Raw genomic sequence first — 13,803 nt, 5'->3', positions numbered from 1 at the left:
AATTTTACCGCAGATGCGGCTTCATCCTTCAAGCAAAATTGCCGATAGCCGTTCGGCCTGAACACGAATGTCCGGTACGGCAGTAACCTCCCAGAACGCGCCTTTCGTAACAGGTCCGATAGCAAAAAACGGACCGGATGGCTCTCCTCGCTTATTCAGAATCTGCAGATCCCGTGTGACGTCAAAACCGAGATCGAGTGGATCCGGTCGGGCCAAGCCATGTTCCATAAGACCGATCAGTGCCACATTGCGGGTTGTCGAAAAACGTGGATTGCCGCCACGACAATCAATAACCGTCGATACCTGCAGTTTTTCGACATGCTCACTACGCCGAGGGCGATAACGGACTTCAATCTCGTCGCCTTGGTCGCGCACCGAAACCAGATGGCCTGCTGCGACTTTAAGCTGGCCGCTGTTAACGGCAGCTTCAATACGCTCTGCGACAGCCGGTGCCATGCGATGCCGGTGCACATCCCACCAAGGACGCAGATGACGGAGGAAGCTGCGGCGTTGCGACGTCGGCAGGCTCGCCCAGATGTGTTGTGTATGCGGACGCAGACCATCCATCACGCCACGCCAGCAGGAACCGGTTTTTTCCGCTTCCGCCATCATGACACGCACGCGCTGCATAAGTTTGGAAAGGCCCAGCGATACCGGGAGGTCGTCGGCCTCGACCGGGAAAGCTTGCGCAGGGGCATGAACCACAGGAAGAAGCCCACGGCGCGAGATCGCATAGATTTCCGCACGATGCCCGTTGTCGAGCAGCGACAGGACGCTATCGACCATCGACAGACCTGTGCCGAATATCGCCACCAGCGCATCTGTCGGCACATCGAAATAACCATTGCTCGACCAGTATTCCGTAACGTGATTGCCGGATTTCGCGATGGCGGCTTCGTTGCCCGTGCTCACAATCACCGCATCGGCAGTGAACGTGTCTCCTGTCTCAGCGATAACGGCTGGTCTGCCGTCCTTCAGCGCGACATCGACGACGCCGGTCTTTTCAACCTTCAAACGTGTATCAACGTCGGAAAGATAAGGCGCGATAAGATGCTTCAGATAGGGGCGGTAGAGTTTGCGTGGTGCAAAACTGTGCGGCTCCCACAAATGGCCGGGAGCGGCAATGTCGCTCGACTGCAACCAGTTCAGGAAATGATCCGGCTGATCGGGATATACGCTCATATTGCTGGCGCGGACATTGAGAAGATGGCTCGGGTTTTCCGTCGCGTATGCGATGCCTGCCCCTAATTGACCTGAACGCTCGAAAATCCGCACAGTCGAATCTGGTGAGCGCCGAAGCAATTGTGCAGCCAGGATGATGCCGCTTGCGCCCGCTCCGATGATAATGAATGACTTCAAACTATCGTGACCTCGTCCCTTTTCACGACAACGACAAGAAAAGCGCGTCGTCAAACTGTCGTTTTTAAATCCCACTGTTTTAGTTAGATTCCAATAAACAATCGCCCTTGTAAACCCCATAAAGCTGGGAAGGTTGCCCTGTTCAGACGCCTGCAGGCGCGGACAGCGCATGGACGCAACGATCAAAACGTAAACAGTAAAACCCGGCTAACAACGGATCGTTGACAGTGTGTTTCAGAAACACGGGCTGGCTTCGACAGCCAAAATAACAATATTTCCCTCAACATCATTCATGAGGTTGTCTTGAAAATCCCAAGCCAGACAGCCTGTTGGACCGCTGAAACACAGGACAGAATAATGAACAATTCCCTGCTGAATTCCATCAAGAAGCGCCGCACACAGTACGCTCTGGGCAAGTCCCTTCCGCTGTCGAATGAAGACACCGCCGAGCTGATCCGTGAAGCGGTCAAGCACACGCCGTCTTCGTTTAATTCGCAGAGCTCGCGCGCTGTGATCCTGTTTGACGCCGAGAGCGACAGGCTGTGGAACATCGTGAAGGAAACACTTCGCCAGATCGTTCCTGCCGACGCTTTCGCCCAGACCGAAGCCAAAATCGACAGCTTCTCCGCCGGTGCAGGCACGGTTCTGTTCTATGAAGACCAGAACGTCGTTAAGGGTCTTCAGGAAAACTTCCCGCTTTACGCTGACAACTTCCCGGTCTGGTCCGAACAGTCGGGCGGTATGGCGCAACATTCGGTCTGGACCGCGCTCGCCAACGCCGGCATTGGTGCCAGTCTTCAGCACTACAACCCGCTGATCGACCACGAAGTCGCCAAGGCTTGGGACGTTCCGGCTTCGTGGAAGCTCCGCGCACAGATGCCGTTCGGCTCGAACGAACAGCCTTTTGCTGAAAAGGCTTTCATGGACGATGGCGACCGCTTCAAAGTGTTCTTCTAATCGCCTGATTGTACTGTATGAATTGAGCCGGGGGAATTTCCTCCGGCTTTTGCATTTCCGCGGAAAAATATTTCATCAGACCGTTGTCGCCTCCCCAAAAGCTGGCTGTAATGGAGACGCTTTGAAGAGAGTCGCGAACAAAGCGACAGGCTCTTGAAGCTTCATCAATGCAGGGCTGCGATTGCGTAACATATGCGTATTGCACAGCCCGGAGGGGAAGTTGCATGACGACTGTAATACTGTCACTCATTCAGAATAACTCGAAGGCTGACCATACAAGACATGGCCTTGCACGAAAGCTGCTGCGCGCATCGATTCCAGCCGCACTGGCTTTCACGCTCGTTCTATCGGCATCACCCAAGGCAGTGGAAGCAGCTACACCGACTGACACGCTCGTCATTGCTATGAGCATAGATGACGTCATTTCGCTCGACCCGGCGGAAATCTTCGAGATCACGACGTCTGAAGTGCTGACCAGCACTTATGAACGCCTCGTCACGACCGACACCAAGGATCCGACGAAGATCATCCCCCAGATTGCTGAAAGTTGGGCCTTTTCCGATGACGGTAAGTCGATCACGTTCAAGATCCGCAAGGACCTAAAATTCGCCTCCGGCAACCCGCTGACAGCACACGACGCCGCCTATTCGCTGCAGCGCGCGATCAAGCTCGACAAGAGCCCGGCCTTCATTCTCAGCCAGTTCGGTCTCACTCGCGATAATGCCGATCAGAATATTGTCGCCACCGACGACGAAACGCTTGTGTTCACGACCGACAAGGCGTTTGCGCCAAGCTTCGTCCTGAACTGTCTGACATCCAGCGTTGCGTCGATTGTCGACAGTAAGTTGGTCAAGGAGCATGAGCAGAAGGCAGAGAAGACCAAGGATTTTCCTTACGAAACCGATTTCGGTTATGAATGGCTGAAGACCAATTACGCCGGTTCCGGTCCTTTCGCATTGAAGCAATGGCGCGCAAATGAAGTCCTGCTTCTGGAGCGCAACGAAAATTATAGCGATGCAAAACCGGCAATGAAGCGCGTCATCTATCGCCATGTGAAAGAAGGCGTTTCGCAGCGCCTGCTCCTGCAGGCGGGCGACATCGACATTGCACGCAATCTGGAACCTGGCGATATCGAGGAATTGAGCAAGGATCAGAAGTACCATGTCATCAACGCCCCGAAGGGGCGCGTCTATTATCTGGTCGCCAACCAGAATGTACCTGAACTCGCAAAGCCCGAAGTCCGGCAGGCACTGAAATACCTGGTCGATTACGATACGATAGAAGCGAAGCTCATCAAGGGTATCGGTCGCACGCACCAGTCCTTCCTGCCACTCGGCATGTTCGGTGCTGTCGGCGACAAGCCATTCACCTACGACGTCGATAAAGCCAAGGAATTTCTCGCCAAAGCTGGCCTCAACGACGGTTTCAAGGTGACGCTCGATGTACGTAACAGCCAGCCATTCGTCGGCATAGCGGAAAGCATTCAGCAGACGATGGGTAAAGCAGGCGTTCAGGTGGAAATCCTGCAGGGTGACGGCAAGCTGACCACCACCAAGGTTCGCGCACGCAAGCACCAGTTGGCGCTGGGCATCTGGGGACCAGATTATTGGGATCCGCATACCAATGCGGTGACGTTCACCAACAATCCAAACAATGGCGAAGATGTCTCGATGCGCACCAACGCCTGGCAGGCGCATTGGGAAATTCCGGAACTGACGGCGGAAACGATGGCTGCTGTTGAAGAGCGCGATACAGCCAAACGTGAGACGATGTATCATGATCTTCAAAAGAAGTTTCAGGAAACAAGCCCGTTCGCAATCATCTATCAGCAGATTGAAACGGCTGTGACGGGTCCGAATGTGCACGATTTCAACATGGTGGCCGATGCCAACTATGTTCAGACCGTAACGAAGGACTGATGCGATACGAAAAGGCCGGGCAAAGTGCCCGGCCTTTTTACTCGTCGTCGAAACTGAACGGCGGCAATTTTTCCAACGCGGATTTTAGCGCTTCCGACCAGCTTTCCGATACGGTCTGATAATAAGGATCGGTGGCCTCGAACCGTCTGCGAGCGCCAGTTTCAAAACTGTACGCTTCATAAATCTCCATGTCGAGCGGAAGCCCAACTGAAAGGTTGGCTTTCAGTGTGGAATCGAACGAAACCAGCAGCAGCTTCACCGCTTCCTCGAAACTCATCTGCTTCTGATAAGCGCGCACGAGGATCGGTTTTCCATATTTGTTCTCGCCAATCTGGAAAAAAGGCGTATCGGCCGAGCTCTCGATAAAATTGCCTTCGGGATAGATATAGAAAAGGCGCGATTGCCCGCCCTTGATCTGTCCGCCGAGAATGAACGATGCGCCGAAAGCATCGGCATTCTGTCCACCGGTAGCGGAGTTCTGGATCACTTCCTTGACGGTGTCACCGACAAGACGCGCAACCTGAAACATGGAAGGCGCGTCGAAAACCGAGGGGTGCCTGTCTGCCGGAGCTTTCATCCGTTCTTCCAGAAGACTTGCAACGGCTTGCGTTGTCGCGAGGTTTCCCGCCGAGAGCAGAACAATCACGCGCTCGCCGGGCTCTGACCAGCTTCGCATTTTTGAGAAGACAGAAATATTGTCGAGCCCGGCATTCGTCCGTGTATCGGACATGAACACAAGGCCACGATCGATTTTCATTCCAACACAATAGGTCATAAGCAATATCCGGCAGGCAACTCGCTATCCAGAAAGATCACTGCCCTACATTGATGTGAACCGCAAGGCTTTCCACCGTGCCGCCCAGACGAACGCCGGAAATCGGGGCCGCATCACGATAGTCGAGGCCGGTTGCAATCCGCACGTAACGGTCATTCGGACAAATATTGTTGGCGGCATCGAACCCCACCCATCCCAGACCATCGATATGGGCTTCAGCCCATGCGTGACTTGCGGTTTGTTCTTCCACACCTTCCATCATTAGATATCCCGATACGTATCGCGCCGGAATACCGATCAATCGGGCTGTGGAAAGGAAAACATGCGTGTGATCCTGGCAAACGCCCTTCCCACTTTCCAGCGCGCTTTCAGCATCCGTTGAAACGCTCGTCGTCCCCGGCATATAGGCGACCGCCTTGTGGATGGTGTTCATCAGATCGTGCATCAGGGCAAGCCGTTCCTGCCCGGTCGTGAGATCAGCTGCCAGCGCCTTGATGCGTTCGCCCGGCGCAGTCAACGGCGTCTCGCGCTCGAAGAGCCAGAGCGGCGCATAACCATAGACTGGTCCAAGCACTCCGGCCCGGTCTTCCATCTCGACGCTGCCGCTGGCGGTTATGACAATTTCATTGATATTGCGAGAATGCTGGACCAGATCGGTCTTGTTGCCGAAGCCGTCGACATAGGAAACCTCCGGCTCACCGCCTTCGATTTTCAACTCCCAGTGCTTGACCATCTGGCCCGGCACTGTTGGCGGACGCAACCGCAACCTTTGCACCGCATAAGGAACCGGATGCTCATAGCGATAATGCGAAACGTGCCGGATGTTGAGCAGCAAGCGAAGACCTCAATAGAAATTATAGGTTTCAGCAATCTCGTTGCCGAGCCGGTTATTGCGAGTGATAAATTCGGTCAGAAACTCATGCAAGCCCACATCGAAGATCGCGGATATGTCCTGATTTTGCAGGCTTGCATAGATTTTGTCCGCTGTCGCGTGGCAGGCAGCACGATTGCCATAATCTTTCGACAGGTACTCCAGATGTTCGGCGATGCTGCGATAGCAGTAATGGAGCGAACGCGGCATACGGCCGTTCAGGATCAGGTAGTCCGCGACCTGCGCCGGACGGTAATCACCATCATAAACCCAGCGATAGGAGCGATGTGCAGAGACCGACCGCAGGATCGACTCCCATTGGTAATTGTCCAGCGTCGTGCCGACATAGGATATCGCGGGCAACAGGACATAATATTTCACATCGAGAATACGAGCCGTATTATCAGCGCGTTCGATGAAAGTACCAAGGCTTGCAAAATCGAAGATTTCGTTGCGCAGCATCGTGCCATGGAAAGAGCCGCGAATGAGCGCCGTCTCGCGCTTGATCTGGTCGAGAAGCTGCGGAAGATCACTTTCCTTCAACGGCTTGCACAGCGACTTTTTCAGTGACATCCATGCTTCGTTGACGCTTTCCCACGCCTCGCGTGTCAGCGCCGTGCGCACCATGCGGGCATTGGAACGCGCGGTTTCAATGCAGGTCATCACGCTTGATGGATTGTCTGCATCGCGCAGCAGGAAGTCCGCAACATTGGCAGCATTATAGACGTCGTATTTTGCAGAGAAGCCCTGACTTGCACCCGCTGAAACCGCGACCGAAGACCACTCCTCCGGTGCGTCAGACGTTTTCGTCAGCGCCATGCGAAGCCCCGCATCGACGAGACGTGCCATGTTTTCGGCACGCTCTATGTAGCGGAACATCCAGTAAAGTCCGTTTGCCGTACGGCCAAGAAGCATAAATCATTCCCCTTTTCGCGCCCTGATCTTGTCGTCAGTTGCAGCACGTTAATGCAGTTTCAGTCGTCGAGTACCCACGTATCCTTGGTTCCGCCGCCCTGGCTGGAATTCACGACAAGCGATCCCTCCTTCAATGCCACACGGGTGAGCCCGCCAGGTGTGATGCGGATGCGATCCGAAACCAGAACAAATGGGCGCAGATCGACATGACGTGGCGCCAGCCCGCTCTCGGTAAAGATGGGCGTCGTTGAAAGCGCAAGCGTGGGCTGCGCGATATAGTTGCGCGGCCTTGCCTTCAGTTTCTCTGAAAAAGCATCGCGTTCGGCCTTTGTCGAAGCGGGACCTACCAGCATTCCATAACCACCGGAGCCGTGCACTTCCTTGACGACAAGCTCGACAAGATTGTCGAGCACATAAGCAAGGCTATCTGGTTCGGAACAACGCCAGGTCGGAACGTTTTCGAGAATGGCCTTGCGACCCGTATAGAACTCCACGATCTCCGGCATGTAGGAATAGATCGCCTTGTCGTCGGCGATGCCGGTTCCGGGCGCATTAGCAATCGTGATATTCCCTGCCCGGTAGACATCCATAATGCCTGCAACGCCGAGCGTCGAATCCGGCCTGAATGTCAGCGGGTCGAGAAACGCGTCGTCCACGCGCCGGTAGAGCACATCGATGGCGCGATAACCTTGTGTTGTTCGCATCGCGACGCGTCCGTCAACGACGCGCAGATCGCTTCCCTCGACCAGTTCGACGCCCATCTGGTCGGCAAGGAATGCGTGTTCAAAATAGGCTGAATTGTAAATGCCGGGTGTCAGCACCGCGACGGTCGGCACATCCTGCGTGCCGGGAGGTGCAACGCTTGCCAGCGACTGGCGCAGCAATTGCGGATAATTCTCAACCGGGCGAACCTTGACGTTCTGAAACAGCTCGGGAAAGAGCTGCATCATCGTCTCACGATTTTCCAGCATATAGGAAACGCCGGATGGCGTGCGGGCATTGTCCTCCAGCACATAGAACTGGTTCTCGGCGGTGCGCACGATATCGACGCCGATAATATGGGTGTAGACATTGCCCGGAGGGCGGAAGCCGATCATCTCGGGCAAGAAGGCTTCATTCTTGGAAATCAGGTCTTTCGGAATGCGCCCTGCCCGGACAATCTCCTGACGGTGATAAATGTCATCGAGGAAGGCGTTAAGCGCCATCACACGCTGTTCGATGCCCTGCGACAGACGCCGCCATTCCTGACCTGAAATGATACGCGGGATGATATCAAAGGGAATGAGGCGCTCGCCCGCTTCCTGATCGCCGTAGACAGCAAAGGTGATGCCCGTCTTGCGGAAAACGCTTTCGGCGTCATCGCTTTTCTGCAGAAGTTTGTGCGGGTCCTGCTGGTCGAGCCACTGCTTGAGAAATTCATATGGTTGGCGGACATTCCCGCCATAGTTGAGCATTTCGTCAAATGGCTTCACCTAATTCCCCTTCTTTTTCCCTATTATTCAGTCCTGACTCAGGGAAAAGCAAGCATGGAAATTATGCAAAAGCGCAAAGCTGGGTTGCGCAATTTCGTCACGACATGACCCCCGAGGTGCGATCTACTACGCCCGCAAACACAGCTCTGGCGAAAATTCAGCCCGGTCGATGGGCTTTCACTACTGCCGGATCGGTGTCGATACGCCCGGATTCGATGAGGTCGAGACAATAAGGCACTGCCGGAAAAATCGCCTGCAAGGTCATGGCAATTGAAGCTGGTTTACCGGGAAGATTGAGGATGAAGCTCTTGCCGCGACTGCCTGCCGTTTGGCGGGATAGAATGGCGGTCGGGGTTTGTTCCAGGCTGACGCGGCGCATCAGTTCGCCGAAACCGGGCAGCTCCTTATGCAGAACGGCCTGCATGGCTTCCGGTGTTTCATCGCGCGGGCTTGGTCCCGTGCCACCCGTGGTCAGGATAAGATCACAGGCCTCGTTGTCACAAAGATCGATAAGCGTGTCGCGTACCGATTCCATGCCATCGGGAATGACACGGCGGATTGTTTCATAAGGCGTGACGACAGCGCTTTTCAGCCATGCTTCCATGGCAGGGCCACTCAGGTCTTCGTACTCCCCGCGACTTGCGCGGTCGGAAACAGTCACGAAACCGATCTTTACCATCACACCCTCACAGTAAGTTTTTGGCTCTCAGCAAACGTCTGGCGATCTTATAGGCGCTCGTCGGTTTGATGTGAAGGTTTGCATACTCCCAAATGAAAACGCCGCCCGAAGGCGGCGCCTTGCTTATGATGTCACTCGAAAATTACGGCGTAACGTCGAAGCCGAACCACTTTTCCGACAGACGCTTGATCGTGCCGTCAGCCTTTGCAGCTTCAATGGCAACGTCGAACATCTTCTTCAGTTCGGTATCGTCCTTGCGCAGACCGACAGCAACGCCACGGCCCAGAATGCCACCCTTGAAGAACGGACCGGTCATGACGATGTCTTCGTTGCCCGGCTTCTTGGCCGCATCCGTGAGGTAAGCGAGCGAAGCCACGATCAGATCTACACGGCCAGACTTCAGGTCGAGGTCGTGCTGTTCCGTCGTCTTGTACTCACGGATGTCGATGCCATCCTTGAAATACTTGTCGAGCAGCGACAGGCCGAGCGAAGCGGTCTGGACGCCGACGGTACGGCCTTTGATTTCAGCCGATACTTCGTCGATTGCCTTCTGGGCAGCCGCTTCATCCTTGGCGAGATAAAGGGTTTCGCCGGTATGCGGCAGCTTGGCGTAAGGGCTGTCCTTCAGCGTCGCAAAGGTCTGCGGCGTCAGGCCATAGGAAATCGAGAAACTGATAGTTTCCTCGCGCTTCGGCGTAGCAGTAAGGCCAGCCATGATCGCATCGAATTTGCCAGCATTGAGCGCCGGAATGATGCTGTCGAAAGGCTGTGCAACCATCGTGCACTCAACCTTCATGCGGGCGCAGAGGTCCTTGTAGAGATCGACTTCATAGCCATCCAGCGAGCCATCGGGCTTGGTGAAGTTGTAAGGGCGAAAAGCACCTTCCGTGGCGATAGTGATCTTTGTCCACTTCTTTTCCTCGGCATGGGCCGAGATGCTCGTCAGAGCGAGAGCGGAAATGAACACGGCTTTGAAAAGTCCGGTGGTCTTCATTGCAGATATCCTGTTGCGGTTATTTCTGTCCGGTTTACGCCGGAACACAGAATTTCGGTAATTAGGCAGCGTTTTCGTGGCTGATAAACTTGCGGAAACGTTCCGACTTCGAGTTGCCGAACACGTCTTCCGGCGCACCGTCTTCTTCCACCAGACCCTGATGGAAAAATACGACGCGGTTGGAGACGTCGCGCGCGAAGCCCATTTCGTGGGTCACGACCAGCATGGTGCGGCCTTCTTCGGCAAGGCCGCGCATGACGCGCAACACTTCACCGACCAGTTCCGGATCGAGTGCTGAAGTCGGCTCGTCAAAGAGCATGACCTTCGGCTTCATCGCCAGTCCGCGGGCGATTGCAGCGCGCTGCTGCTGTCCGCCCGAAAGATGGGCCGGATAGAAATCGCGCTTGTCGGCAATGCCGACCTTTGCCAGCAAGGCTTCTGCTTCCGCCACGCATTCCGCGCGCGGGCGTCCCTGCACATAGATCGGCGCTTCGATGATGTTTTCCAGTATGGTCTTGTGCGACCACAGATTGAAGCTCTGGAACACCATACCCAGTTCCGAACGAATGCGCGAAACCTGTTTCTTGTCGGTCGGGTAGGCTTCACCCTTTGAATTCTTCGCCATGCGGATGGTTTCACCCGAAACCGTCACAGTGCCTGACGTCGGCGTTTCCAGAAGATTGATGCAGCGCAGGAAAGTCGACTTGCCGGAACCCGACGAACCGAGGATCGAAATGACCTCACCTTCACGTGCTTCAAGCGAAATGCCTTTCAGCACTTCATTCGCACCGAAGCTCTTGCGCAGGTTTTCGACTTTCAGCGCCACCGGTGCATTGGGGGAAACGATTTTGCTCACGATGTTTGTCCTTCGGAGGAAAGCTTGACGACCGGCTGGCGCAGATAAGGGGTCAGCTTATATTCTGCGAACATCAGCGCACGTGTCAGAACGAAGTTGATGGCAAGGTAGATCGCACCGGCGATCACGAAGATTTCTATGGCCCGATAGCTCTCGGCGATCAGCTTTGCCGCAATACCGGTCACTTCCATGAGCGTGATGATCGATGCAAGCGAGGTTGCCTTGATCATCGATATCATCTCGTTGCCGTAGCCCGGCAGCGCCTGACGGATCGCAAGCGGCATGACGATGCGGCGGAAGCAAGTGAAGGACGACATACCACAGGCTTTTGCAGCTTCGATCTGGCCATGCGGCACCGACAGCAGGCCGCCACGGATGATTTCGCTCGCATAGGCGGCGTTGTTCAATGTCAGCGCAATGATCGCACACCAGTAAGGCTCGCGCAAAACCGGCCACAGGAACGAATAACGGATGGCCGGAAACTGGCTGAGACCGTAATAGATGATGAATATCTGCACCAGAAGCGGTGTTCCGCGGAACACGAACACATAAAGGCGGGCAATCCAGTCCAACACCTTGATGCCCGACAGGCGCATCAAGGCGAAAAGCAAGGCCAGTATGGCACCAAACACGATGGAAGTTGCCGCAAGCTTCAGGGTCAGCGGCACGCCGCCCAGCATCTGGAAGAATGCATCGGAATAGAATTCAAGATTCATTTTGCCCTCCGAACGCCGCGCGAGAAGTGGCGCTCGGCAAACTGCAGAAGCCCGCCGGAAACAGACGAAATCAGCAGGTAAAGCGCACCGGCAATGAGGAAGAAGTTGAAGGGCAGTCCGGTCGAGCCAGCGCCGATCTGTGCCTGACGCAGAAGCTCAACCACACCCGCAACGGACACCAGAGCGGATTCCTTGAGTGAAACCTGCCAGACATTACCAAGCCCCGGTAATGCGTGTCGCAGCGCGAGTGGCGCGATGATGCGGCGGAATTTCAGCATCTGGCCCATGCCGCAAGCAGTAGCGGCTTCGAGTTCACCTTTGGAAACGGCTCGGAATGCACCACGGAACACTTCGGTGTGGTGCGCACCACAGGAAATGGCAATTGCCAGCACACCTGCCAGAAAACCCGGAAAGCCGATGAAGCCTTCCGCACCAAAATATTTGCCCAACGCTGTAACTGCCGCACTGCCGCCGAAATAAAACAGATAGATGACGAGCAGATCCGGGATACCGCGAATGATCGTGGTGTAGCCATCGGCAACAGCGCGAAGCGTGCGCCCGCCGGAAATCTTCGCCCAGGCGGCAAAAACGCCGATGGCAGCGCCAAGAAGGAAGCCCAGGACGGCGAGCGCCACGCTCACCAGTGCACCCATCATCAGCACGTAGCCCCAGCCGTCCGGCCCGAAGCTCAAAATATCGAGAAAGCCCATCTGCTTCATGATGCGTCAGGCCCTGTTGGAATTGGGGGATTGAATGTCATTTCTATTTTCAGATTCTGTCTGCCCGCCCGCGTCATTTCGCGGTTTCGGGCAGAGCGGGTTGAACGCTATCTGGAATCGGATTGACGAACACGGTTCCGTCGAGCCGTTTTTCGTGATCCTGCTTGGCTTTCTTGATCTGCTCCGGATTACGGAACAATTCGATGGCCGTGCTGCCCATGATCTTTGCAGCATGGGCCATGCCTTTATGCGCCGCAGGCAGCTTGCCCTGCGCCACCATCTGCCACGAATGAAGCGGTGTGCCAATTGCGCAGGTCGCGCCGCGCATCTGCACGGTGGGTACGACCCAACTCACGCTGCCGACATCGGTCGAGCCGACGAGGGTGTTATCGCCTTTATAGGGCGTATAGATATCTTCGCAAAGCGCGAGACCATCCTTGGGCTCGACACCGAAGCGGCGGAAGGCATCTGAAATGTCTTCCCTCGACAGTGTCTTCTGGAAACGGCTTGCAGTTTCACGGTCCTGCTCATCGAAGTCCGGAGGTCCGAGCCGCTCGAGCTGAAGCTGCATCATCTGTTCCAGCGGCGTGTTGCCGATCAGATCGGCATCACCGCTGACGATTTCGCTGCGGACCGTCGTTTCGGTCATCAGTGCCGCGCCGTCGGCAATCTTCTTGACGCGTTCCAGAAGGGTCTGCATTTCCGGCAAGCTGCGGGCGCGAACGAGGTAACGTACCGTTGCCTTCGCCTGCACGACATTCGGCGCAAAACCACCCGTATCGGTCACAGCGTAATGAATGCGCGCCGTGGACGGCATATGCTCACGCATATAGTTCACGCCCACATTCATCAGTTCAACTGCGTCCAGCGCACTGCGCCCCAGATGCGGGGCTGACGAAGCATGGGCTGCGCGACCGCTGAAGTGAAAATTGATTTCGTTGCAGGCAAGCGAAACCGGATCGTTTACACCGGCAAAAGGCGCCGGGTGCCAGCAGAGCGCGATATCCACATCGTCAAAAAGTCCTTCGCGGACCATGAACCCCTTGGCTGAACCGCCCTCTTCCGCCGGGCAGCCATAATAGCGCACGCGGCCCTTGATGCCCTGTGCGGCAAGATAATCCTTCACTGCCGCAGCAGCGAGCAACGACCCTGAGCCCAACAGGTTATGACCGCAGCCATGTCCATGGCCGCCGGCCTCGACTGGCTGATCTTCAACCAGTCCAGATATCTGGCTGAGGCCCGGCAATGCATCGAACTCACCAAGGATGGCGATGACCGGTCCTTCGTCGCCAGCTTCGCCCATCACCGCAGTCGGTAGGCCAGCAATACCACGCTCGACGCGAAACCCTTCGGCTTCCAGCATCGCCGCATGGGCATCGCTCGATTTGTACTCTTCGTAGTTTGTTTCAGGATTATCCCAAACCGTATCGCTCAGTTCGAAATATGCGGCGCTCTTGGCGTCGACGATATCCCAGATATCGTGATGGTTTTTCAACTCGGCTCCATCGATCATTTCACCGACGCCATACAAGATGGCGGCGGGCACCAGGACGTTCCGGCAATGCAATTGC

Annotated in this window: 13 protein-coding genes; 2 read left to right on the top strand and 11 right to left on the bottom strand. The window is 55.5% G+C overall.

Annotation, left to right across the window (positions count from 1 at the left end; genetic code table 11):
- Positions 1-21: 21 nt before the first annotated feature.
- Positions 22-1,359, bottom strand: a complete 1,338-nt coding sequence (locus AAE521_RS00150) for an FAD/NAD(P)-binding protein (protein WP_342060218.1) — start codon at positions 1,357-1,359, stop codon at positions 22-24.
- 357 nt (positions 1,360-1,716) lie between these two features.
- Here AAE521_RS00150 and AAE521_RS00145 point away from each other — a divergent pair, with 357 nt between their 5' ends.
- Together AAE521_RS00145 and AAE521_RS00140 are read left to right on the top strand one after the other, a co-directional pair.
- Complete coding sequence (locus AAE521_RS00145; RefSeq protein ID WP_010658727.1) at positions 1,717-2,316, top strand: nitroreductase family protein; 600 nt, start codon at positions 1,717-1,719, stop codon at positions 2,314-2,316.
- Between the two features lie 224 nt (positions 2,317-2,540).
- Positions 2,541-4,235 (top strand): ABC transporter substrate-binding protein, encoded by a 1,695-nt coding sequence (locus AAE521_RS00140; protein WP_342060217.1) that lies wholly within the window; start codon positions 2,541-2,543, stop codon positions 4,233-4,235.
- Positions 4,236-4,272: 37 nt separating this feature from the next.
- Here the strand turns inward: AAE521_RS00140 and AAE521_RS00135 are convergent, their stop codons facing one another.
- From AAE521_RS00135 to AAE521_RS00090, 10 genes are all read right to left on the bottom strand, one after another.
- Positions 4,273-5,010, bottom strand: coding sequence for a proteasome-type protease (locus AAE521_RS00135; RefSeq protein ID WP_342060216.1), 738 nt, complete (start codon positions 5,008-5,010; stop codon positions 4,273-4,275).
- 37 nt (positions 5,011-5,047) lie between these two features.
- A complete protein-coding gene (locus AAE521_RS00130; protein ID WP_342060215.1) occupies positions 5,048-5,845 on the bottom strand; it encodes a transglutaminase family protein in 798 nt (265 codons plus the stop codon).
- A 9-nt stretch (positions 5,846-5,854) separates the two neighbouring features.
- Entirely contained in the window at positions 5,855-6,796 is a 942-nt protein-coding gene (locus AAE521_RS00125; protein WP_342060214.1) for an alpha-E domain-containing protein, read from the bottom strand.
- Positions 6,797-6,855: 59 nt separating this feature from the next.
- Positions 6,856-8,268, bottom strand: a complete 1,413-nt coding sequence (locus AAE521_RS00120; protein WP_342060213.1) for a circularly permuted type 2 ATP-grasp protein — start codon at positions 8,266-8,268, stop codon at positions 6,856-6,858.
- A gap of 157 nt (positions 8,269-8,425) precedes the next feature.
- Complete coding sequence (gene mog / locus AAE521_RS00115) at positions 8,426-8,947, bottom strand: molybdopterin adenylyltransferase (protein ID WP_342060212.1); 522 nt, start codon at positions 8,945-8,947, stop codon at positions 8,426-8,428.
- A gap of 142 nt (positions 8,948-9,089) precedes the next feature.
- Positions 9,090-9,941 carry a transporter substrate-binding domain-containing protein gene (locus AAE521_RS00110; RefSeq protein WP_342060211.1) on the bottom strand — a complete coding sequence of 284 codons (852 nt, stop codon included), beginning with the start codon at positions 9,939-9,941 and terminating at the stop codon, positions 9,090-9,092.
- A gap of 61 nt (positions 9,942-10,002) precedes the next feature.
- Positions 10,003-10,797: an ABC transporter ATP-binding protein gene (locus tag AAE521_RS00105; RefSeq protein ID WP_012092930.1), complete on the bottom strand. Its 795-nt coding sequence runs from the start codon at positions 10,795-10,797 to the stop codon at positions 10,003-10,005.
- Positions 10,794-11,513: an ABC transporter permease gene (locus AAE521_RS00100; protein ID WP_010658718.1), complete on the bottom strand. Its 720-nt coding sequence runs from the start codon at positions 11,511-11,513 to the stop codon at positions 10,794-10,796. Before AAE521_RS00100 ends, AAE521_RS00105 begins: the two co-directional genes overlap by 4 nt.
- Positions 11,510-12,232, bottom strand: a complete 723-nt coding sequence (locus AAE521_RS00095) for an ABC transporter permease (protein WP_010658717.1) — start codon at positions 12,230-12,232, stop codon at positions 11,510-11,512. The genes AAE521_RS00100 and AAE521_RS00095 overlap by 4 nt, the downstream gene beginning before the upstream one ends.
- 73 nt (positions 12,233-12,305) lie before the next feature.
- Entirely contained in the window at positions 12,306-13,745 is a 1,440-nt protein-coding gene (locus tag AAE521_RS00090; RefSeq protein ID WP_342060386.1) for a M20 family metallopeptidase, read from the bottom strand.
- Positions 13,746-13,803 lie beyond the last annotated feature (58 nt).

This window comes from Brucella cytisi, from assembly GCF_038433355.1.
In the GTDB taxonomy this organism is placed as follows: domain Bacteria; phylum Pseudomonadota; class Alphaproteobacteria; order Rhizobiales; family Rhizobiaceae; genus Brucella; species Brucella cytisi.
The sequence above is the reverse complement of the archived record's forward strand: the minus strand, read 5'-3'. Positions and strand labels throughout refer to the sequence as shown.